The organism is Caryophanon latum (genome assembly GCF_001700325.1).
Lineage (GTDB): Bacteria > Bacillota > Bacilli > Bacillales_A > Planococcaceae > Caryophanon > Caryophanon latum.
In genome coordinates this window covers 52,677-74,774 of the sequence record NZ_MATO01000037.1, presented here as the reverse complement: position 1 = coordinate 74,774, position 22,098 = coordinate 52,677, and the positions used below count along the sequence as shown (strand labels likewise).

Annotated in this window: 20 protein-coding genes; 16 read left to right on the top strand and 4 right to left on the bottom strand. The window is 43.5% G+C overall.

Annotated features, from left to right (window positions below; all coding sequences use genetic code 11):
• Positions 1–2: 2 nt before the first annotated feature.
• The 5 genes from A6K76_RS10220 to A6K76_RS10200 all read left to right on the top strand — a co-directional run bounded on the left by A6K76_RS10220 (position 3) and on the right by A6K76_RS10200 (position 6,818).
• Positions 3–335: a hypothetical protein gene (locus A6K76_RS10220; protein WP_066464728.1), complete on the top strand. Its 333-nt coding sequence runs from the start codon at positions 3–5 to the stop codon at positions 333–335.
• A gap of 59 nt (positions 336–394) precedes the next feature.
• Positions 395–2,170: a glycerophosphoryl diester phosphodiesterase membrane domain-containing protein gene (locus A6K76_RS10215; RefSeq protein WP_066464727.1), complete on the top strand. Its 1,776-nt coding sequence runs from the start codon at positions 395–397 to the stop codon at positions 2,168–2,170.
• Between the two features lie 169 nt (positions 2,171–2,339).
• Entirely contained in the window at positions 2,340–4,070 is a 1,731-nt protein-coding gene (locus tag A6K76_RS10210) for an ABC transporter ATP-binding protein (protein WP_066464725.1), read from the top strand.
• Entirely contained in the window at positions 4,063–5,853 is a 1,791-nt protein-coding gene (locus A6K76_RS10205; protein ID WP_245671977.1) for an ABC transporter ATP-binding protein, read from the top strand. The genes A6K76_RS10210 and A6K76_RS10205 overlap by 8 nt, the downstream gene beginning before the upstream one ends.
• Before the next feature lie 122 nt (positions 5,854–5,975).
• The gene (locus A6K76_RS10200; RefSeq protein ID WP_066464721.1) at positions 5,976–6,818 is read left to right on the top strand and encodes a DUF2785 domain-containing protein; all 843 of its coding nucleotides are present in this window, start codon (positions 5,976–5,978) and stop codon (positions 6,816–6,818) included.
• Positions 6,819–6,878: 60 nt separating this feature from the next.
• Here A6K76_RS10200 and A6K76_RS10195 read toward each other — a convergent pair whose 3' ends face one another.
• Positions 6,879–9,803: a hypothetical protein gene (locus tag A6K76_RS10195; protein ID WP_066464719.1), complete on the bottom strand. Its 2,925-nt coding sequence runs from the start codon at positions 9,801–9,803 to the stop codon at positions 6,879–6,881.
• Between the two features lie 700 nt (positions 9,804–10,503).
• Positions 10,504–11,406 carry a LysR family transcriptional regulator gene (locus A6K76_RS10190; protein WP_066464715.1) on the bottom strand — a complete coding sequence of 301 codons (903 nt, stop codon included), beginning with the start codon at positions 11,404–11,406 and terminating at the stop codon, positions 10,504–10,506.
• A 439-nt stretch (positions 11,407–11,845) separates the two neighbouring features.
• Between A6K76_RS10190 and cyoE the strand changes: the two genes are divergently transcribed.
• The 3 genes from cyoE to A6K76_RS10180 all read left to right on the top strand — a co-directional run bounded on the left by cyoE (position 11,846) and on the right by A6K76_RS10180 (position 13,286).
• Positions 11,846–12,787 (top strand): heme o synthase, encoded by a 942-nt coding sequence (gene cyoE, locus A6K76_RS10185; RefSeq protein WP_066464714.1) that lies wholly within the window; start codon positions 11,846–11,848, stop codon positions 12,785–12,787.
• Positions 12,788–12,915: 128 nt separating this feature from the next.
• On the top strand, positions 12,916–13,068 hold the full coding sequence (locus A6K76_RS16790) for a hypothetical protein (RefSeq protein WP_169818008.1): 153 nt from the start codon (positions 12,916–12,918) through the stop codon (positions 13,066–13,068).
• Between the two features lie 8 nt (positions 13,069–13,076).
• Positions 13,077–13,286: a thymidylate synthase gene (locus A6K76_RS10180; RefSeq protein WP_066464713.1), complete on the top strand. Its 210-nt coding sequence runs from the start codon at positions 13,077–13,079 to the stop codon at positions 13,284–13,286.
• Between the two features lie 49 nt (positions 13,287–13,335).
• On the opposite strand, the gene A6K76_RS10175 is transcribed toward A6K76_RS10180, so the two are convergent.
• Positions 13,336–13,749: a universal stress protein gene (locus A6K76_RS10175; RefSeq protein ID WP_066464712.1), complete on the bottom strand. Its 414-nt coding sequence runs from the start codon at positions 13,747–13,749 to the stop codon at positions 13,336–13,338.
• Between the two features lie 135 nt (positions 13,750–13,884).
• On the opposite strand from A6K76_RS10175, the gene A6K76_RS10170 reads away from it, so the two are divergent.
• Together A6K76_RS10170 and A6K76_RS10165 are read left to right on the top strand one after the other, a co-directional pair.
• A complete protein-coding gene (locus tag A6K76_RS10170; protein ID WP_066464711.1) occupies positions 13,885–14,376 on the top strand; it encodes a GNAT family N-acetyltransferase in 492 nt (163 codons plus the stop codon).
• 10 nt (positions 14,377–14,386) lie between these two features.
• A complete protein-coding gene (locus A6K76_RS10165; protein ID WP_066464709.1) occupies positions 14,387–14,719 on the top strand; it encodes a hypothetical protein in 333 nt (110 codons plus the stop codon).
• 70 nt (positions 14,720–14,789) lie between these two features.
• Here A6K76_RS10165 and A6K76_RS10160 read toward each other — a convergent pair whose 3' ends face one another.
• On the bottom strand, positions 14,790–14,972 hold the full coding sequence (locus A6K76_RS10160; protein ID WP_066464707.1) for a hypothetical protein: 183 nt from the start codon (positions 14,970–14,972) through the stop codon (positions 14,790–14,792).
• Between the two features lie 292 nt (positions 14,973–15,264).
• Between A6K76_RS10160 and A6K76_RS10155 the strand changes: the two genes are divergently transcribed.
• From A6K76_RS10155 to A6K76_RS10130, 6 genes are all read left to right on the top strand, one after another.
• The gene (locus tag A6K76_RS10155) at positions 15,265–16,380 is read left to right on the top strand and encodes a M20/M25/M40 family metallo-hydrolase (protein WP_066464706.1); all 1,116 of its coding nucleotides are present in this window, start codon (positions 15,265–15,267) and stop codon (positions 16,378–16,380) included.
• Positions 16,381–16,819: 439 nt separating this feature from the next.
• Entirely contained in the window at positions 16,820–17,086 is a 267-nt protein-coding gene (locus A6K76_RS10150; protein ID WP_066464705.1) for a hypothetical protein, read from the top strand.
• Between the two features lie 136 nt (positions 17,087–17,222).
• On the top strand, positions 17,223–18,572 hold the full coding sequence (locus tag A6K76_RS10145) for a hypothetical protein (protein ID WP_066464704.1): 1,350 nt from the start codon (positions 17,223–17,225) through the stop codon (positions 18,570–18,572).
• 22 nt (positions 18,573–18,594) lie between these two features.
• A complete protein-coding gene (rnz, locus tag A6K76_RS10140) occupies positions 18,595–19,539 on the top strand; it encodes a ribonuclease Z (protein ID WP_066464703.1) in 945 nt (314 codons plus the stop codon).
• Between the two features lie 26 nt (positions 19,540–19,565).
• Positions 19,566–20,198: a hypothetical protein gene (locus A6K76_RS10135; protein ID WP_066464702.1), complete on the top strand. Its 633-nt coding sequence runs from the start codon at positions 19,566–19,568 to the stop codon at positions 20,196–20,198.
• A 90-nt stretch (positions 20,199–20,288) separates the two neighbouring features.
• Positions 20,289–21,992 carry a hypothetical protein gene (locus tag A6K76_RS10130; protein WP_066464701.1) on the top strand — a complete coding sequence of 568 codons (1,704 nt, stop codon included), beginning with the start codon at positions 20,289–20,291 and terminating at the stop codon, positions 21,990–21,992.
• Positions 21,993–22,098: the final 106 nt, after the last annotated feature.

Here is a 22,098-nt window from a genome sequence, read left to right as displayed (position 1 = left end):
ACATGGGTTTATTATGGTTTTTATTATTATGGGGATTAATCGGCTATTTTGCGTATACGAAGTGGCAGTCGATGCGAAACTTTGAACGCACGGCAACGATTGCGACAATGAAGCAGCCGAAATTTATTTTCTCGATTGGCTTTTTACTCGTTGGCTTCTTTTTATCAAGCGTTGCAGGACTGCTCGGAAGCTATGTTGTAAACTTAGGTGGTACGGCGATGATGCTAATTGGTGCAGTGACGCTTGCTGTACTGAACTGGAAAACGAATCGACCGTTTAGCTACTTTTTATTAGCGTGTGTCGCACTCATTTCATTCGTTAATGTGTTTAGTTAACGATGTACGAAGGCAAAGTCGATCGTGGCTTTGCCTTTTTATGATGAAGGAGGGATTTTATGAAACGAGGAATAACGGTACTGCGCTATGCGTTTCAAAATATTTACACATATCGAGTGGAATACGTGCGAACTTTTATATGGGTTCGCTTATTACAAGCAATCGTTTTCGTGCCGATGACGTCGCTGCTATTTTATTGCATGTATACGTGGACGGGCTTTCATGCGATTACTGAGCATAACATCGTAAAGTTTTTATTGCACCCGTATGCGATTATACTGCTTGCCATTTGGCTATTGCTCGTGCTGCTTTGTATATATTATGAGCTCGGCTTTTATTTTTTGCAGGCGTATTACCAGCAAAAAGGGATGCCATACACGTTTGCGATCATTGTAGAGCGACTAAATCGAAAGGCGCTCTATTTCTTTAGTGCGCAGTCGTTATTACTCGTCCTTTATTTAATCGTGCTTATTCCACTCGCAGCGTTTTTATTGCCTGTATCATTGACGCAGCAGCTACAGTTGCCTGCATTTATCGTCGATGAGCTCATGCATTCAGGAAGCGGCAAGGCGATGTATACCATTGCCATTATTGTACTTGGCTTTGTGAGCATTCGATTGTTGTTTACGTTGCCATTTTTCATCATTCATCCACATTTGACGATTTGGGCATCGATTGTGCAAAGCTGGCATTTTTCGCGCAAACGACTTGCCGAAACCGTGTTATTGTTAGCGGCAGTATTACTTGTTTATATCGTCGTTGCATTTGTAAGTGTCATCATGCTATTTTTACCGCTTATACTCATTGAGCGTATCGTACCTGCCGCAGCGCTTGTCGTTGCAGCGTTGACGTTAACAGCGCTAGAAGTACTTCTCATCATGATGTTTACGCTGCTACAGGCGCTGTTTAGCCATGTGATTGTGTCGGTGTTGTACGGGCATGCGCATTATTTTAGCGTTGAGCAAAAGGAGGATCATATTCGCACGACGTATCGAAAACTTATACGCCGCGTATTACCGATCGTATTACTCGTTGTGAGCATCGTGAATGGTGTGTCGCTCGCAGCAAGTATTTATGCACCGAGTACGCTCGTTATTGCACATCGTGGCTTTATCGAAAAAGGCGTGGAAAATACGATCAGTTCGCTCGTTGCGTCAGCAGAAGCAGGGGCAGACGTCGTTGAAATTGATATTCAGCAAACGAAGGACGGGCGCTTCGTCGTGTTCCATGATGCAACGCTTAATCGCCTCGCCAATCGTAGCGACGCGGTGTATCACTTAACGCTTGAACAGTTAACGAGTATTACCGTATCAGCAGACGGGCTAAGCGATACGATTCCGTCGCTTGACGATATGCTTGAGCGCGCAGAGGAGCTAGGCGTTAAGCTGCTCGTTGAAGTGAAAACACATGGCTATGAGACGGACGATTTTTTACAGCGCCTCGTCAATCAGCTAGAGGAGCACCGTGTATTGCATACGGTGTACGTGCAATCGCTCAACAACGACTTAATGGAAGAGCTCGAGCATTTAGAACCGCGCGTGAAAACAGGCAGCGTCTATGCGTTTCATACAGGGAAGCTACCGAGCACTACGACCGACTTTTATGCGATTGAAGATTCTTCTGTTGATTCGTCGTTAATCGATGAGGCGAAACGAATCGGCAAGCCGTTATTTGTTTGGACGGTCAATAGTGATCGGAAGCTGCAGCGCTATTTAGAGCAAAACGTTGACGGGCTCATTACGAATCATCCTGACGTGGCCGCTACGCTTCGAAGTGATAACGACGATGCGACATTTTTTACGCGCATATTACATCGTTTGCCGATTGTTTGGTAAATGAAATCATTTATCAATAATAAACCGTATGATCGCCAATTGTCTTTTTGCGCGATCATGCGGTTTTTGTTTATGCCGCGCATCATAAATTTTTTACATAAAGTCTTACGAAACGTAACAACAAAGCGTATAGTGGTTAAAGAATATAATGATAGAAAGGAAGTAGGACATGGCGAACTTATTGCGTTATTTAGCGCCATATAAAGTATTTGCAATTATTGCGCCGTTATTTATGGTGCTTGAAGTAGCAATGGATTTACTGCAGCCGACGATTATGCAGCACATTATCGATGATGGCATTGCAAACAACGATGATGCTTACGTATACCGCATGTTTGGATTGTTGCTTGTCGTTGTTGTCATCGGTTTAATTGGTGGTGTCGGCTGTTCCATTTACAGTGCGAAAGCGGCCGTTAATTTTTCGACCGACTTACGAAAAGATTTATACGATGTTATTACCGTGTTATCGGTAAAAAATAAGGAGGATGTCGGCATCGGCAAGCTCATTACGAACTTAACGAGCGACGTCGAAACGCTACAAAAAGCAGTGCTCATGATGCTGAAAATTTTCGTGCGTGGGCCGTTATTATTTATCGGAGCCATTATCGTCGTCTATTTTACGGCGCGTGAGCTATTTAGTTTGTTGCTTATTATTGTGCCGATTTTAGTTGTGTTAATTGTATGCATTACGACGATGGCAGGGAAAGTGTTTGCGAAAGTACAACAGAGCATCGACAGCGTCAATACGTACATGCAGGAAAATTTAGCCGGTGTGCGCGTCATTAAAGCGTTTAACCGTAGCGCGATGCAAGTGAGCGCCTTCCGCGGCATTAACTATGAGCTGATGAAGCGTAACTTCAAGGCAGAACATGTTGTTGGCGTGTTAACACCGATTAGCATGTTTGTCATTAATATCGGCATCGTGGCAGCGCTTTGGTCAGGTGCGATTAAAGTTGAGGCAGGTGCGCTTGAAGTCGGTGTCATTTTAGCGTTCATTAACTATTTAACGATCATTATGAACGGCATTATGTCGTCGAGCAACGTGCTCATTCAAATTGCGCGTGCTATTCCGAGTGCAAAGCGTATTCAAACGGTGATGCATATGGAAAATAGCGTGACAAATGCGAATGATGCGGTAACACCGGACATTCAAGGGGATATTCGTTTTGAAAATGTCAGCTTTTATTATTATAACAACGGCGAATACGTGCTTGATGACATTTCACTTCATGTGCGCGCTGGTGAGACGCTCGGTATTCTCGGCATGACGGGCTCAGGGAAATCGACGCTTACGAAGCTGCTACCTCGTTTATACGATGTGCAAAAAGGGTGCATTTACATTGATGGTGTGCGAATTCAAAACATCGATTTAACGACGCTGCGCCAAGCAATCGGTATTGCACCGCAAAAAGCGACGTTGTTTAGCGGCACGATTGCAGAAAATTTACGATACGGCAACCTAGATGCGAGCGAAGCGGACATGTATGCAGCGATGGACGTCGCGGCGGCGAGCGAGTTCGTCACGCGCTTTGATGACGGTGTGCATCATGTAATCGCACAAGGTGGAAAAAACTTCTCAGGCGGGCAACGACAGCGTTTAGCGATGTCACGCGCATTTATTCGCAAGCCGCGCATTTTAGTGCTTGATGATTCCACGTCAGCAGTCGATGCGATTTCAGAGCGTCACATTCAGCACCATTTGGCGACAAAGTTCCGTGATACGACGAAAATAATCGTTGCATCGAAAATTTCGTCGATTGAGCATGCGGATCATATTTTAGTGCTCGAGCACGGCAAAATGGTCGGGCTCGGCACACATGAGCAGCTCGCAAAAACGAACGCGGTGTATCAAGAAATTTTAGCGACGCAGCAAGCGCAAGGAGGGGTTGTCGGTGAGTAATACACGAACAGGATTAGAGCGCCAAGGAATCGGTGTCAGCATCGAGAAGCCGCGCAACCAATGGCAAACGATTAACCGTCTGTGGGGCTATATGAAAAAGGAACGACTTGCAGTAGCGATCGCAATGATTACCGTATTACTATTTACGCTTCTTCAGCTCGTCGGACCGTGGCTTATCGGGATCATTATTGATGATTACATTTTAGTGCGTAATGTTGCTGGAGCGATCGATATGACATGGATTTTAGCCGGTACATACATCGGTGCATTTGTCATTACATACATTCAAACGCTGACGATGATTTTTGTCGCACAAAAAACAATTCGTCGCCTGCGCCAGCAATTATTTGAAAAGCTGCAGCGCCTGCCGATTCCGTTTTTTGACCGCAATCAGCAAGGCGATATTATGAGCCGTGTGACAAATGATATCGACAGCTTAAACATGGCATTAACGCAAAGTATTACGCAAATTTTATCATCTATACTTATGGTCGTCGGTGTAGCAGTCGCAATGTTTTTAATGGAGTGGCGTTTAGCGCTTGTCGCACTCATCATTATTCCGCTTATCGTGTATGTGACGAAGCAAATTATTAAGCGCTCAAGTGTGAATTACCGTGCGCGTCAACGTGATTTAGGGCAGCTAAACGGCTACATTGAAGAAACGATTTCAGGTACGGACATTATTACGTTGTTCGGGCAAGAGCAGCACGTCAGCGAGGAGTTTTACGCAAAAAATGAAAAACTGCGTCGCTCAGCGCTACATGCTGAAACGATCTCAGGCATGATGGGTCCATTTAACAACGCGATGAACGGCATCGGTTTAACGCTCGTCATCGGGGCAGGGGCGTATTTCATTTTAAAAGGATATACGACAGTCGGAGTACTTGCGGCGTTCGTGACGTATACGCGCCAGTTTTTCCGCCCGATTAATCAGCTATCGAACTTACTAAACGTCTTTCAAGCTGCAATCGCTGGGGCAGAGCGCGTATTTGATGTGCTCGATGAAGATGATGAGCCGAGCGACAAAGCAGGTGCAGTCGAGGCGAAAACGTTTAACGGGCACGTCGTTTTTAATGATGTGTCGTTTGCATACGAGCCAAACAAGGCGATTTTAAAGCACGTATCGTTTGAAGCGAAGCCTGGTGATATGATCGCGCTCGTCGGTCCAACTGGTTCAGGGAAAACGACGGTCATGAACTTACTTACGCGCTTTTACGACGTCGGTGAAGGTGATATTTCAATCGATGGGCGAAATATTCATGATTACACGATGCATTCGCTCCGTGAGCATGTAGGCATTGTGTTACAAGATACGTATTTATTTAAAGGAACGATTCGTGATAATATTCGGTTTGCGAAACTTGATGCGACCGATGAGGAAGTAGAAGAAGCAGCAAAAGTAGCGTATGCGCATCAGTTTATTCGTCACTTGCCAGATCAATACGATACGATGATTACGTCAGGTGGCACAAACTTAAGTCAAGGGCAGCGTCAGTTACTGGCGATTGCACGTGCCATTTTAGAAGATCCTGCTATTTTGATTTTAGATGAAGCAACGTCGAATGTAGATACGCGCACGGAAGTACACATTCAACAAGGGTTGCTTAACTTAATGAAAGGACGTACAAGCTTCGTCATTGCGCACCGCTTAAAGACGATTGAACAGGCAGACCAAATTCTCGTGCTGCAGCAAGGTGAAATTACGGAGCGTGGCAATCATGAATTGCTTATGGAGCAGCGACGTTTTTATTATGACATGCAGACGAAACTACAGCAGCTATAGTGCAATGAGCTCAAACATTTCTTTTTCGCGCTTATTTTCGCACTATTCGTTGTTTTCTTTAACCACTTGTTCGTTTCGTGTGCGATAATGATACTAATTTGGAGCGTGGAGGAAACGAACGTATGAATGAATTAAAAGCAGTAATTCAAGACGTGCTCAATTTATCAACAGAAGAGCGCGCAACGTATATGACGCAGCACGGCGATGTGTTACTTGAGGATATGTTAATGAATATCGGCTCGCCAGATGAGATGCTGCGCGATCAAGCAATTTATAGCTTATTTATGGAGCTGCTTGTGAGCAATCAATTATTAAAGGACACGATGGAGCAGCTTGTATGTAAGCTCGCAACAGACGATTATTTATTTTACGGTATCGGCACACATATGGACGATTCGGTATTTACACGTTCATATGCGGCACTTTGGCTTGCGGGTCTACTGCGCATTGATATGATGCAGTCGTACTTAAGTGAAGAAGCGAAGGAGCAGCTATACAATAAAGCAACGCAGTTTTTACAGCGTGAGAAAGATGTACGCGGTTATGTTGATGGTAAAGGGTGGGCGAATGCAATCTCGCACATAGCGGATTTACTCGCGCTCATGATTCGTCATGATTACTTTGAGGTAAAATATGGCGTGCCAATTTTACAAGGCGTTCAGTCGGTATTTTGGAAAGGGCAAGTGCTTGTCGATGATGAGGAAGAGCGCTTAGTTGAAATTGCTTCCGCGCTTATTGAAGTCGATTTCCCAGAGGAAGTAATGGTCGAGTGGGTTGAACAAGTGTTTGACCAATTGCAGCTTTATTTAATGCAGCGCGGCTATACGAGAGATTATTTCACAGCGCGCACGATGACGTTACATTTCATGAAAACATTGTATTTTGCACTGAAATATAAACAAAAATATCCACAGCTTTTAAGCACAGTGGCGCACTTTATTGCAAAAAACTTTAAAGTACAATAACGAACGAAAGGGCTATGTTACACGTCGTATTAATATTGACGTAAACATAGCCCTCTTTTTTTATTCTTTTTCTGGAACTGGTGGCGCTAATAGCAGTAAGCTTGCCTCTAGTGGCTTTAAGTTCGTTGCTTTTTCGAGCCATTGCTTGCCAGCGACTGTCGTTAAGTCTTCTGGCTTCGTTGCGACGAGCGCATCTACTTTTTTAATATGCTTTTCCGCATTCGTTAAAATATCGTAGTTTGAAATAACGCGGCGCTCGTCAGGCTTTAATTGACGGTATGCCTCTTTTAACGCAAGGACATTTTCTGCAGTAGCAGCTTCTGTATATTCACCATTTTCAACAAGTGCTGCAATTTCTGCGAATAAATCCGATACGCTGCTAAGTGATGATTCACCGCGAATTTCTTCAATAATCGCAGGAAGTTCCTCTAGCCCTTCAATATACTGTAATAAACTATGCTGTGTAAATGTTAGCTTCTCATATGCAGAAATAAGTGCCTTTTTATGATTTTCTGTCGTTGATTCGTTGTCAATATTGTCGATAATTGGACGTAATTTTGTGTGGAAGTTGCGCACCGTTTTAATATCTTTTGAAATGTTTTTAATGACGTCGCTATCGATAATAAGTTGCTTCACGCCGCTATTTAAATCGTTATAGTAGTTGACGATTGCTTGAAGTTCCTCAATTGGGCGATCGTAACCTGTCGTTTTAAACGTGCTTAACGTTTCATTTAATTCCTCTAAGTCTAAAATTTCCGCCTTTTTTTGTTGTAATTGCTCATACGGCGTTAACGTTTGCCCACCTTGGTACGGAAGGGTTAGTAAATTTTGTTGCGTGCTAGATAGCTTCGCATACGCACGCTCTGCTGATAAAATGCGCGTATATTGCTTCGATGGCTTCGGCTCTGTTACGGCTGCAGTAATTTTTTTCATCGCATTTTTTACCGCTTTAATGTCAGAAGTAGCCGTCTTTAAGAAAATCTTCGTCGGTAACGAATTTCGTTCGCGCGCGATGATCGCTTTAAATTGCTTGTTGTACTCGCTTACTTCTGCTTCGAATTCACTAAATGAGTTGTACGTGCCGTATGACATGTAGTCGTCAAACACACCCCAGCGCGTAATGTTCGTTAAAAAGCTTTGCGCTAGCTCAGATTGAGACGTAATCGAATCACTAACAGCGTCGTTTACTGCATCTGTAAAGGCGACTAAATCTTCCTTATTGATGAGTAAAGCATGCTCAAGCGTTGATAGCTTTAATGCTGATTTTTGTGCAGCTTGTAATTTTGAGCGCGACGATTTTAAGTTCGTTGCTGGGTCGTACGCAGCAAGCTGGCGAATGAGCGCTTCTGTACGTGCAGCATCTTTTAACGCTGTGCGCAGCTCTTTTAAACGCTCGTAGTTCGTGACAAATTTACGCGCCTTCGTAGATAGCTGCTTATAGCGATCGTTTAAAATATCGTAATCTTGTTGAACAAGTACGAACTCCTCTGTAGACGTTAACGGCGTATCGAGAATGTTCGCAATGAGCTCTTCAATTTCTTCGTTTAACTCGAGTGCGGCTACTTGCTCTTGCTCTAACACTTCTTGGATGAATGTTAAATCTTCCTCTGAAATGAGTTTTGCTTGCTCATACGATAGTTTTAAATACGTTGAAAAGGCGGCTTGTGCAGCTTTAATATCTTTCGCATTCGCTTCTGTATCCGCGTCTTCACCGATCATCGCTACTTTGTCCGTAAAGTTACGTACAGCGTTACTATTTTGCTGTGCGCGCGTTAAATGCTCCTTTTGAATTAAACCGTGCAGCTGTCTTGGCAGTGCATCAATTTTTTCTTGCAGCGTCACAATTTGTTCGTTGAGCTCCTCGATGTCCGTAATGCTATATAGTGCAAGCAACTCCTCATTAATTTCTAACACAGCATCTTCATCTAAACCTTCATCGCTCGCTTTTAAGATGAAAACGTCTGTATATTCATCTTTTACGAGTGAGAGCTGACGTTGATTTAAGTTGCTTGCGGATTTTTGCGCACGTTCAATATCTTTTGCGTCATTTGTTTCTACCGCTTTTTGATAATTCGTTAAAAATGCTTCCGCTGCACCGATGTTTGATGCGGCTAGTTGTAGTTGATTGAAGTTCGTAATTTTCGTCTTTAATGCACCAGGTAAGCTATTTACTTCTAACTGTAATGCCGTGACATGTTCTTTAAATTGCTCGAACGTTTTACCAGCCATATTATACGTATAAAAATTTGTCGCAGGTGACGTTTCAAGCTCATCGATCGATAAAAGCAGTCGTTCAACCGGATTTTCACCTAAAGGCATGGATGCGGTAATCGTAATTGGTGCTGCTCCTGGTAAGTTTTTAACCGTAGCTGAAATGTCTACTTCTAGACCGATCGTTACACCTTGTAATGTAGCGCGAAAATCATTCGGAATTGTATAGCTAGCAACGGAGTTTTTTATGCGCTCTCGTGCTGTCGTCGTTACTTTATACCATTCATACGTATATGTTACTTCTTGTTCAGGTACTTGTACGACAGGTTCGCGATTAAGCTCAATAACGCTCGGTACTTTTAACTGTAGCGTTAATCCTTCATATGCTTCTTTCACCGTCGCACCGTTTTGCGTCACGAGCTGTGGCGTGCCGTTATACGTCGGGATAAACGGTTCGATGTACGTTTCACTCGTTACCGTTGTGCCGTCTTTTAAATGTGCTGTCGCTTCGATCGTTTTACCAGAATGCACAGGCTTTACAGGAAAGGAATTTGCATTTAAGGCAACAATCGGTGTTTTTTGTCCTCCATCAATAATAGCCCAGCTATATTTTTCGATCGTGCCGGTTAGCTTCGTTAAATCAACATAAATTGTTTGATAAACAGACGATGTAGCAGGGGTAAATGTGCTAGCAGCATCTACTGTTGGCATGGACACGGCGACAACAGGTGCTACGAGTAGTGCTGAAAAGGCGATACGTTGCTTCATATTCATAAGTTTCTTCCTTTCTATTTTAAAGAAAATCCGTTTATACGTGTAAAATTTGACTATAGTATGTATCGGCTAAATGATAGTGAAATTTAGTCAAAAAGCAATAGCGTAAGGCTTTTCCGATATGATGCAATGTATAAAAATAATAGTGAAATACAAGCGTGTTGATTAGCCATTCAACTGGCAGTTCGCGTATTGCGGCTCGCTTTCCTGGGGCTCGGCTCAAGCCTCCGCACCGCTCCTACGTCGAGGCTTACGGGGTCTTGAGGCACGAGCTTTTCCCCAAGGAGTCTCGCCGCACGCTCCCATGCCACTACAATGCTGCATTCATGTCAGTTTTGCTACTGAAAACAACAGATTCAGCTTTACAAAAATGGCTAATCAACAGACCTGAGTGAAATATGAACATGTAAAGTCGACATAGTACATCGATAGATTGAGCAAGTGAAAAAATAGATGATAACAGCTCTGTTGACTCGGTTATTTTCAGCAGTCAAAAGGAAATCGATGTGGTTCATTACCGTAAGCTGGGGTTGACGTGAAAAGCAACCCCACGTTATGGTGAAGAGCCATCGATGTATGTAAATGTTATCATTTTGCTAGTTGGCTTTTCGCGCGTAGCCGATGGAATGACGTATCCATACGCCTCATATGAGTATAAAAAAATCACTCGAACGGCGAGCGCTTCGAGTGATACGTATAGTTATGTCGCGAGCTGCTGCTTCGTCAATGTAATGAGCGTTGTTAATGCATCCGATTGCTTCATTTTCGCATAGTTAATATAGACGTCACAAGAAAACGTCGCCTGTGGTAGCGTATAAATATTTACGTCTTGTATCGTGGTAGGATCAATGGCGTACGATGGCACAATCGATAAGCCTAAATTCGCTGAAACGAATTGCAGCACCGTATCCATACTATTTGTTTCCATTAAAACGTTTGGATGCAAATCGATCGCGTCGAAATAATGGTTAATTTCACGACGTAGCACGTACGATTCTTTCAGTAAAACGAAACGTTCCTGTGCAAGCTGTTCTATTGGAAATGGTAGCTGCATAATCGTTTGCAGCGTCGGGTCGTAGCACGCATGCCCTTTTGGTATAAGCAAATAAGGCACCCCTTGTAGCACGAGATCACTCACAATAGCACGGTCGACAACGGGCTGTACGCTAAAGCAAAGGTCCATTTTATTAAGCAAAATTTGCTCGCTTAAATCGAATTGCAATTCCTCTGTTACTTGGAGTTCTGTTTGAGGGCGTTGTGCTACAAATTGTGGCAAAATGCGCTGTAATGGGCGAGCGAGCGTCGGGTGAATGCCAACGACAAGTCGTGCTGCAGCAGATTCAGTCAGCTGCTCAATGGCACGTAGTAAAATTTTATAATCTTGTTCAAGCTTTTGCACGGAATGAACGTATAGTTCACCAGCAGCTGTTAATGTTAGTGGATGTGTTTTTCGGTTAAGTAATTCGGTACGAATAGACGTCTCGATCGTTTTAACACGATTGCTTAAATAAGGCTGTGATACGTTTAATGCTTTAGCCGCTTTTGAAAAGCTGCCGTGCTCGACGACCGCTAGTAAATGTTTCAAATCAAATTTCGTCATCATATACTCTCTCTTTCTGAACCAATACAAACGATTTTGTCCATAGTGTATTATACTGTAGCTTTTTGCGCAAACAATGCGAGCTAAATGATACGTGAGCTTACGTTTGAACATTTTTATCAGGTCTGATGATTCGCCACTTTTAGGCTCTTCACCATAACGTGGGGTTGCTTTGCACATCCGTGTCGCACCACCTTCAGAACAAACATCGTGTTCGCCCCTGAGCCTCAGGAAAGCGAAGCCGCCATGCGCGAGCTGCCAATGCAATGGCGAATCAACACGTTTGTTTTTATATTAATATGCAAGCGCGATGCTTATTGTTTTTCATGAAAAGTAGAAGTTGTGTGGCATTTTTGAAATGCGGTTGACAATGCTATGACGCTAAATGTATAGTCTATTAAGTATATATAAGACAATTCTTCATAAGAAATGGGACTTGCATATGAATAATTTATATAAAAATGAGTACAAAAAAACAGGGATTGACACATTGATTGAACAACGAAGCATGTCGCAAATTATTGCGGCAACGATTAAGACAGGTATTATTAAATCAAATGTATTTGCGATGTTTGCTGGGCTTTCAATGGCGCTGTACGTAAATGGTTTAAATCCATTTGCACACGTATGGGATATTGTCGCTGCATTTATCGGTTCATTTTTAGTAATCGGTGCAGCTGGTACATTTAATAACGTGTACGATATGGACATTGATGCGTTAATGGATCGTACAAAATCGCGTCCGACTGTCGTTGGGGATATTTCAAAATCAGCGGCGATTTGGCTCGGTATTATAATGGCAATTGCTGGCTTAGGAATACTTTGGAGTGCAAGCATGTATGCGGCACTATTTGGCTTCTTAGGTTTGTTTTTCTATGTTGGGCCGTATACGATGTGGACGAAGCGTACGACAGTGTACAATACAGAAGTTGGCAGTATTTCAGGCGCATTTCCACCGCTCATTGGTTGGGGCGCGGTATCATCAGACTTAACGAACCCAGCCATTTGGGGATTGTTTTTTGTCATGGTTATTTGGCAAATGCCCCACTTTTATGCGATTGCGATTCGTAAGCACGATGACTACGCAAAGGCGAGCGTGCCGATGTTACCAGTAGTCAAAGGCTTTAAACGCACGTACACGCAATCTAACGTATATTTAGTGCTGCTCATTGTGGTAAGCTTTACGATGGCCGCGTTTAGCGAAGCGATTATGGTGTTAACGCTCGTGCTAAGTGTCATTTGGCTATACATTAGCTTAAAATACGCAAAGCAGCAAGACGACGCGAAATGGGCGAAAGTGATGTTTGCATATTCACTAGTGTATTTAATGGTGCTGTTCGGTGGCATTATTTTATATTCACTTGTCGGATTAGTCGTTGCATAATGCTAGATAAAGTCGCATGTCGGCTTTATCTAGTTTTTTTCGTTTCGGGTAAGGAATGATACACATTCGATTGCATAACGATGTGCTTTTCGTGTAAAATCGCAAGTGGAAAGAAATGAGGGATGATGTTGACAAGGTTAATGATGCTAATCGGAGCAATTGTACTGTTTGTATTGTCAATGGTGCTTGTGATGGTGACCAATCCGATGTATAGCTTAATCACGTTGCTATTGTTTGTCGTCTGCTTAACGGCGCTGTTTATTGACATAGTAGAAAGGTGAGGACGAGCATGTATGTAGTATTTGTCGATGTACAATCAGGAGCGGAACTGCTGACGACGGTGTCACAAGATGTAGCGGGATTACTTGCTGCATGTCAAGGGGAAAACGTAACGTTTCCGTTTGGTACATATCAATATGAGTTTCATAGTTTAGATCATTACGAGGAAGATGGCGTATTTAAGCAAGAGCTTGTCGTTTACTTCAAGCAGCAATCGTAACGATCATGTAAAAACGCATTCGAAGCGAACGTTGCCTCGAATGCGTTTTTTATTTGACGACGAGTACAGGGCACGTCGCACGTTTCATCACTTTATGACTGACGCTGCCAAGTACCATTTGCTGGAATGCATTCAAACCACGGCTACCGATGACGATAATATCAACGGGACGCGTATTGACGTAATCGACAATGCTTGGCCCTGGCAATCCTTTTAATATCGTAATTTTGACGTTACGATGCGCCTGCTGTACGAGCGCTTCGTATGGTGCTATTTTTTGGCGCCTCGCAAGCATAAGTGCATCGGGAGACGTCGCATGTAGCACTTCTTGTCGTACGTGATCCACATCGATGACATAAATGAGCTCAATCGTTGCAGTCGTGCTCGCTAGTCGAATTGCTTCAGCCGTTGCACGCAATGCATTGTCAGAGCCGTCAATCGCTACTGCAATATAGTTATACATAATCGTCACCTCATTTTTACTTTTCTGTTTTAGTGTAGCATGTTTTTGAAAAATTCAAACGAAAAAGAAGGTTTTTTTCCATAAGTATGGAATGTAAACAACAGACGTCTGTTGTGGAAAGTAGAGGTGTAGTAAATGATTCGTCCTGTTGAGATGAAGGATGCAGAGCCGTTACTCGTGCTGCTAAAAGAAGTGGACCAATCGAATGTGATGCGTTATAGTCCTGGTGAACGAAAAATGACGATTGATATGCAATTTGCACTTATCGAAGAAACGATTCAACAATCGCGCCGTGCCATTTTCGTTTATGAGCAGCAAGGTGAGCTAATGGGCTATTGCATGTGTCAAGCAGAGCCGTATGCACGCACGAAGCATATTGGGGAAATTGTTATTGGCGTGTCGGAAAAAGTGAGGCAGCAGCACGTAGCGAAGCGGTTGATGGAAACAGCGGAAGCGTGGGCAAAAGAAGTTGGCATTCACAGACTGCAATGTGCGGTATTTGAACGAAACGAGGCAGCGCGCCAATTTTTACAAACGAGTGGTTTTTTAGAGGAAGGCAAGCGCGTCGATGCGTTATATGTAGACGGGCGTTACTATGATGAAATTAGCTATTACAAGCTAATATAGGAGGAATTGGATGAACGTAATTGAGACGGTGAAAAAATTAGCAACGACTGAGCAGCCAAATGCACAGCTCATGTCAAGCTATGGTGATTACATATTACACCCAGAAAGCAAAGTCATTATTAAAGAGGCGTTAAAGCGTGAGTTAATGTCACAGCAAAAAGAACTAACAGAAAGCATTAGTCGCATTTTGATCGAGCATGAGCTATATACGGTATTAAGCGAGGCAGACACGACAGCGACGCAAGAATATTTAGAGCTAGCAAATGGCACGCTTGAGCTGTATCGTGAGCAAAAGGAACAGCTGCGCACAATCGAGAAGACGATTCGCAATTTAGAAGCATAATAAAACCCCGAGCGTGAAATGAACGCTCGGGGTTTTCATCTATATAAAGTAAGGTTGGTAATGGGCGAAATTAGCCTACTAAATTATGCTTTACAACTTCGTACGCTTGGCAAATTGATGCGAAGTTTTCACGCGCTTCAGTTGCAAGCATGTCGTTTGCGATGTCGTATAAGTTTGATTCGTTTTGTGTTGCTAAGTCGTTTAATAACGTTGCTTCAATTTGTTCTACGTAATAAGTGATTGTTGTGTTCATCTATAAAACTCCCTTTGAGGTTTCTCGTTTATTTGTTGTCTTCATATTACAACGGTAGATGTCTAACTTCAAAGGAAATGTACGAAAAATAAACAGAAATCATTTAAATATGACAAGAAAATGAACTAGTATAAAAACTTCTCGTTGAAAACGCATTCTTAGAAATGTAAGAAAATTTCAATATCTTCACTAAATGTTTCCAAATAAAATGGTAGCGTTTGCAAGCTGTAAAAATGTGATACACTAATGCGTAAGTACTCTGCAATTGGCAGAATGTTAAGGAGAGAAACAGATGAACAGTCGCGTAGTTGAACAATTTTTATCACTTGTGCGCATCGATTCAGAAACGAAGCATGAAGAAGTAATCGCACCTATTTTAGTCAATTTATTAACGGAGCTTGGCTTTGACGTCGTGCAAGATGATGCCCATACACGTAACGGGCACGGCGCAGGCAACATTATTGCGACATTAAAGGGTAACAAAGAAGGTGTCGATCCGATTTATTTTACGACGCATATGGATACCGTTGTACCAGGCAAAAACATTCAGCCGCAAATTCGTGAAGACGGCTATATTTACTCAGACGGTACGACGATTTTAGGTGCGGACGACAAAGCCGGTATTGCCGCGAGTATCGAAATGGTTCGCCGCTTAAAGGAACAAAACATTCCGCACGGCGACATTCAGTTCATTATTACAGCAGGTGAGGAAAGCGGGCTTGTCGGAGCGAAGGAACTCGACCGATCAATGATTCATGCGAAGTACGGCTTTGCGATCGATAGTGACGGCAAAGTAGGAGGTATCGTCACAGCAGCACCTTTTCAGGCAAAGCTTAATGTCATCGTGCGCGGTAAAACAGCACATGCAGGTGTTGCACCAGAAAAAGGTATTTCAGCCATTACAGTCGCAGCAAAGGCGATTGCGAAAATGAAGCTCGGACGTATCGATGCGGACACGACAGCAAACATCGGACGTTTTGAAGGTGGACAGGCGACAAACATCGTATGTGATGAAGTGCATATTTTAGCAGAGGCACGTTCGATTTACCGCGACAAGCTCGATGCACAAACTGCACATATGAAAGCGACGTTTGAAGATGTTGCTGCATCACTTGGCGCAGCAGCAGAAGTCGATGTACAGCTTATGTACCCAGGCTTTTGCGTAACGGAGGATGATCAAGTCGTGCAAGTGGCAATCGAAGCGGTAAAAGCGGTAGGACGCGAGCCGTTACTCGGAAGCTCAGGCGGCGGCAGTGATGCGAACGTCATCGCAGGCTTTGGCATTCCGACAGTAAACTTATCGGTCGGCTATGAGGAAATCCATACGACGAACGAGCGCATGCCAATCGAGGAGCTAGAGAAGCTTGCGGACTTACTCGTAGAAGTTGTGCGCACTGTCGCAAAATAAAAGAAGCAACCATTTCGGTAGACACGACGTCTATTGAAATGGTTTTTTGTACGCATAGTAATTCACCGTTTTTATACTGCTGCATCGATGTTTTAAGTATAAAATCCGAAGAAACTGCTCGATTATAATCGCAAGACGTGCATCGCGAGCTTAAGGAATTGATGTGCGACGAGTAACTACAGGAGCAAATGTTTTTCTACCTCGAGTAATTGCAGAAGCATCGCGGTCTCATCAACACGCTTGGTTTTTTAGTTACAAGTGCTATTGCAACATACAAAAATGAGCAATTGTAAAACCGGTGCGAGCAATTTTGTTGTGGTTTTTAGCATATTTTCGTAAATAAAGCAATAGAAAATTACTATTTCTAAGCAGTATGTTTGGATAAATGACTTTTTGATAATATAATTTGCTTAACGATCAAATGAAAGGGATGGAAATTATGTTTCAAGTAGGTCAATGGATTCTATATCGCAACGTGCCAGGATATGTGGAAAAAGCGGACGAGGTAGGCAATCGCTATTTAGTGCGTTTACCGCGTGTTTCAAAAGATGCGTATTGGGTACCAGCTAAATATATTCAGTCAAACGAAGACGTTCATTTATATTCAGATGATGTGCAGGAATTAATGGCAGTAGCTGTGAAATCGGGTGACTTTCATTGGTATAAAGAGTTAACGGAAAAAAACGTGACAGCAAAAGACGAATAACATAACGGCGTTGTATGCTTCGTGCATAGAGCGCTTTACATACGCCATCACTCTTATTTTCACATAGGGGTGATTTTTCATTTGCGTCAAAAACTGCTACACTGATACAAAAAGCACGATCAAAAGGAGAACCTATATGATTACACAACTACAGCGATTTATTCAGCAAACGATTCATATGCAGCACGAAGTATCGGAGCGATATTTTGAATTGTACGACGAGGCGCAGCACGTGATCGGAGAATATGAAGTAGATGAGACGGGAACGCTGCGACGTGTGCAGTTTTTTATAGATGAACGAGCATATGACATGATAGCGGCTGAGGAGGCGATGAGCCGAGCGCAGCAAATTGTGAGTGCGTTTGACAAACGATCGCTACAGCTCGATGCACTCATTTCGTACGATGCGCACTATTTAGTCATTTTTGAGGAAACGGACGATCGTTATAAGCTAACATTACCAAACACCGGTGCGCATATTTCGTTAACAGGTGACGGACAACTGCTAGAGGCGTCATTTTTCCGCGAGTCATACACAGTACAATATGCCGAAAATATCATTTCACAGCAACAAGCAAACGACAAGCTACACGTATTGCCGCTCATGCAGCTAGCGATTGATACGGAGCAGTGGTGCTATATGTATGTGCGTGATCACGACATTTTAGGGCTACACGTAAATGGTGATGTATACCGCATACAAGATGACGGAGGTTTAACGATTGCGTATACGCCGATGACGACGGGTCCGACTAGTGAGACGCTTGAGCAGTCGATGTTAAACAGCATCGGTCAAAACATTTTCGTTCAGCAGGACAAATCGATTGAAGGGGTGCAGCATTATTACGTTGCACAACGCAATGAGGACGCAGAATACAAGCTTGATTTATCGACTTTTGACAATGTAACGGACGACACGCATGAGCTAGAGGTAGCATCACAATATGAATTAGTTGAGCTACAAGATGATGGCATTCATTTACCTGATGACGTGTTACGTGCGCGCGCAGAGCAAATTGTCCACGCGCTCGTTGGCAACGAAGCAGCGCATTATGAGCTAGAGGAAACGCACGGGCTAGAGGAAATGCTCGCAGCGTCACCATTTTATGCGCAAATGGAGCGACCGTCGGAAAAAATGTACCGCTTTTTATATAAGGTAGGTGACGTATATATACACGACAAGCCGATCGAAATTTCAATGCATTGCAGTACAGGGCTTGCCGTCGAAGTAGTGAAATACGACATTCCGTACGACAAGCTAACTTCGCTACTACAGCCGGCGATTTCACTAGAGCGAGCAAACGAGCTTGCGGCGACGGCGACGGCAATCAAATTATCATTTATGCGTACGAGCATTGAAGACAATGTATACGAGTTAGCGTACTTCATTACGTATCCGAACTCGCCAACTGGTGGGGCGATGGAGCGCATTGATGCATATGATGGCACGCTGTTTTACGTATATGAGGATGCGGACGCACAATAGCGATGTTGAAGGAGATACGATGATGGAGCTACAATTTTTAGGAACAGGTGCAGGCATGCCGTCGAAGGAGCGCAACACGACAGCGATTGTGTTAAATATGCTAGAGGAGCGCGGAACGATGTGGTTGTTTGATTGCGGCGAGGCGACGCAGCACCGCATTTTGCATACGCCAATTAAGCCGCGTAAAATCGATAAAATTTTTATTACGCATTTACACGGCGACCATATTTTCGGCTTGCCAGGCTTGCTCGGCTCGCGCAGCTTTTTAGGTGGTACAGAGCCGCTCACAATTTATGGCCCAGCCGGTATTCGCGAATGGGTGGAGACGACGATTCGACTGTCAGGCACACATTTAACGTATCCATTGCACATTGAGGAAGTAGACGAAGGAATCGTGTTTGACGATGAGCAATTTACAGTGCGTGCAGCGTGGCTTTCTCACGTTATTCCGTGCTTAGGCTACCGCATTGAGCAAAAGCCGATTGCAGGTGCGCTACAAGTTGAGAAGGCTCGTGCACTCGGCATACCGAAAGGCCCACTGCTCGGTCAGCTAAAGCGCGGTGAGGATGTGACGTTACCGAACGGACAAGTCGTGCGCTCAGCAGACGTCGTATTGCCGCCAAAAGACGGTGCGACGTTGACAATTTTAGGCGATACGAAATATTGTAAGGCGGCCATTTTGCTTGCACAGCACGCAGATCTTGTCGTGCATGAGGCGACGTTTGATGCAGAGACGACCCATTTAGCCGCACAGTACGGGCATGCAACGAATATCGAAGCGGCACGCGTAGCACAAGAAGCAGGTGCTAAGCATTTAATCTTAACGCATATTAGCGCCCGCTTCGTCGGTGAGCAGGTGACGAAGCTGCAGCAGCAAGCCGCGAGCGTGTTTGCACAAACATATATTGCGCATGATTTTGCGGCGTATCGTTTACACGACGGAAACGTTACAATCTTAACGAAATAAAGACCGTATGAAAAGGAGGAGGAAACATGCTGAAGCGAGGATTTTTATATGCCGGTATTGCGCTGTATGTCGCCTCATTTATGCTGTCACTGCCATATCCAAACAACATGAATACGTATGCAAGCGTCACGGCGTTAACTGTACCGTTAAAAACGACAGATGGTTTATATATGGAAGGCATTTTTAGCATATTATGTTTAATAGCGAGTATCGTATGCTTTACGAAATGCGTGACGCAGCTAAAATCGGCTGCGGTCATCATACCAATCGTCGTGTACTTAGTGTTGCCGAGCGTCGCCATTCCGATGTATCAGGCGTATTTTGCAAAAGGTATGTATGCGCTAAGCTACGAGCAGGAGGAAGCGGCATGTCAGCTAACCGCGTTGAATGAACAGCAGTTACAGCTTTATTGTGAGCTACCGGTGCAAAACTACAGTGATGAGCTCGTAAACGTCGCTGTAGAGTTTGTCGGTAACGATGACGTAACGGAGCAATTAAACGCGCAAGCACCGTATGCGATTGAAGTGCCGGCAAAATTAGACGGGCGCATCGTCATCGATGAACTGCTCGTAAATGACACAGAGCAAGTACGTTATGTGCAAACAGCTACAAATTTTGCAATTCGATTCGTCGAAAATGACAAAAAACGAACGATGTAGCAAAGATATGTTACAATAGAAAATGGCTTTTACTACATATATACGTAGTGTTAAGCGTAGAGAAGCGCTTTTGCATAAAGGAGAAGTTACATGGAAAGGAAACAGTTACTCGGCTTTATTGCGGTAATGATCGTTTTAATTTCGCTCGCTTTTATGACGAAAAACCATGCCGATCGTACGTATGCAGAAATGCTACAGGAAGAACAAGCGTATGAGGAGTCATTGAAAACGGCATTAACCGTTCAGCCAAACAAACAAGGCAACGTATTATTTTCACTAGGAGAGCGGTTGCACGTGCGCGTTGGAGGCAATTATACATATACGTTGCAGCAGCAAGAAAAGGTGAAAAAATACCGCGTACAAGATACGATTTTAACGTACCGTGTGCAAAATAAGGACGTGTATGTCGGCACATTAATGGCAACGGTGCGTCACGTAGACCGTGGCGAGCAAATCGTCTTTACAACGTTCAAAGGTGCGACGAAATCAATCGTTACAATTCCACTTGAAATTGTGACAAAAAGTGAAGGCATCGAAGCTGTACGCTTTGATGAACAAAAGGTAAAACGCGAGCATGACCCGATTTTTGGCATTAACAAATTAACGAGCTTAGCAGGCATGTTCCGCTTCACAGGGCAGCCGTATGAGCTAATTGCCTCGCAAAATTACGTGTCGCATGAGCTCGTTCGCAAATATGACAACGGCGATGAAAGTAAAGTGCGCGAGCTAGTCGAGGAAGTGCGCAACGTCAAAGTGAAAAATAAAGACGGTGAAGCGTATTTATCGATGCCACTCAACGGTAAATACGGCGAGCTATCTGAAAACTGGTTCATCGTTAGCGCGACGTCGTTATTTCACGATGATGAAGCGATGACGACATACCGCGATCATATGGAGAAGTTCAACATTCGCTCGCACTTTTGGTTAAATGCAAGCGGAGCATATACGAAGCTTCCTTGGTCAATTCAACCAGGCACAGAGCATGGCTACGGGCGCAACCTATTACACCAACGTAGCAAAATGTCGCTAGAGGCGCTGCAAAATGAAGATTCTCGTTTCCATTACGCAATGGTCATTAACTCTGTAAATTACTTGTTAGATCGTAAAGTAGAAGGCGAGCTATGGCAAACGGAATATACGAGTATGTGGCTCAAGCGTGAATATGGCATTCAAGCACCGTATACGGACACGCGTCATAACGAGAACGTATCGTTATTTTTAACGGAGGTCGGCGATTATTTGCACGACCCAGCGCTTCAAAATATGTACTTTGAGTATGCGGATTATTTAGCAAATCAAGCGAAAATTGGCAACGTTTTAGTGACGAAAAATGGCTATTTTATTTTAGACTATTACGGTAAGACGTTAACGAAAAAGACGCACGTTTCGTTAAATCACGCGCTCGGTGAGATGAACTTCTTGCTGCAAGCGTACAATCGCCAGCCGAATCAGCAATATATGAATACAGCGATTGCGATCAAGCAAGCGATTGAGGATACAGCAGAGAAATGGATTCGTAAAGATAATAGCGACTTTTGGTATCAAATTAACGGCGATTACACGTTTAGCGGGCTCGATTACGAAAGTTTAACGCTAGAAGACTTATTAAACACAATTGGCATTTATAAAACGCTCGGCTTAAAGTATGATCCAACGTTATATTCAACGATGATTGGTCATAAAGTCGGCTATTTGCAAACTGCCAACATTAAGATGTCGAAGCATTTAATTGAAGCATTACATGCACAAGGCTATACGTTTTTATTAGAACAACAAAAAGACGAGAAGAAATAAAGAAAATCGCAAGCACGCATAGTAAGACATGCATGTTTGCGATTTTTTTGTGTAAACGTATAAAGACGAAAATTTTGAAGAATTGTTCACGACAATGTCTTTTTTT

Excerpts from the sequence above, each read along its gene's own strand:
- A6K76_RS10220 (WP_066464728.1), top strand. The coding sequence starts at position 3 with ATGGGTTTATTATGGTTTTTATTATTATGGGGATTAATCGGCTATTTT.
- A6K76_RS10215 (WP_066464727.1), top strand. The coding sequence starts at position 395 with ATGAAACGAGGAATAACGGTACTGCGCTATGCGTTTCAAAATATTTAC.
- A6K76_RS10210 (WP_066464725.1), top strand. The coding sequence starts at position 2,340 with ATGGCGAACTTATTGCGTTATTTAGCGCCATATAAAGTATTTGCAATT.
- A6K76_RS10200 (WP_066464721.1), top strand. The coding sequence starts at position 5,976 with ATGAATGAATTAAAAGCAGTAATTCAAGACGTGCTCAATTTATCAACA.
- A6K76_RS10195 (WP_066464719.1), bottom strand. The coding sequence starts at position 9,803 with ATGAATATGAAGCAACGTATCGCCTTTTCAGCACTACTCGTAGCACCT.
- A6K76_RS10190 (WP_066464715.1), bottom strand. The coding sequence starts at position 11,406 with ATGATGACGAAATTTGATTTGAAACATTTACTAGCGGTCGTCGAGCAC.
- cyoE (WP_066464714.1), top strand. The coding sequence starts at position 11,846 with ATGAATAATTTATATAAAAATGAGTACAAAAAAACAGGGATTGACACA.
- A6K76_RS10180 (WP_066464713.1), top strand. The coding sequence starts at position 13,077 with ATGTATGTAGTATTTGTCGATGTACAATCAGGAGCGGAACTGCTGACG.
- A6K76_RS10175 (WP_066464712.1), bottom strand. The coding sequence starts at position 13,749 with ATGTATAACTATATTGCAGTAGCGATTGACGGCTCTGACAATGCATTG.
- A6K76_RS10170 (WP_066464711.1), top strand. The coding sequence starts at position 13,885 with ATGATTCGTCCTGTTGAGATGAAGGATGCAGAGCCGTTACTCGTGCTG.
- A6K76_RS10165 (WP_066464709.1), top strand. The coding sequence starts at position 14,387 with ATGAACGTAATTGAGACGGTGAAAAAATTAGCAACGACTGAGCAGCCA.
- A6K76_RS10160 (WP_066464707.1), bottom strand. The coding sequence starts at position 14,972 with ATGAACACAACAATCACTTATTACGTAGAACAAATTGAAGCAACGTTA.
- A6K76_RS10155 (WP_066464706.1), top strand. The coding sequence starts at position 15,265 with ATGAACAGTCGCGTAGTTGAACAATTTTTATCACTTGTGCGCATCGAT.
- A6K76_RS10150 (WP_066464705.1), top strand. The coding sequence starts at position 16,820 with ATGTTTCAAGTAGGTCAATGGATTCTATATCGCAACGTGCCAGGATAT.
- A6K76_RS10145 (WP_066464704.1), top strand. The coding sequence starts at position 17,223 with ATGATTACACAACTACAGCGATTTATTCAGCAAACGATTCATATGCAG.
- rnz (WP_066464703.1), top strand. The coding sequence starts at position 18,595 with ATGGAGCTACAATTTTTAGGAACAGGTGCAGGCATGCCGTCGAAGGAG.
- A6K76_RS10135 (WP_066464702.1), top strand. The coding sequence starts at position 19,566 with ATGCTGAAGCGAGGATTTTTATATGCCGGTATTGCGCTGTATGTCGCC.
- A6K76_RS10130 (WP_066464701.1), top strand. The coding sequence starts at position 20,289 with ATGGAAAGGAAACAGTTACTCGGCTTTATTGCGGTAATGATCGTTTTA.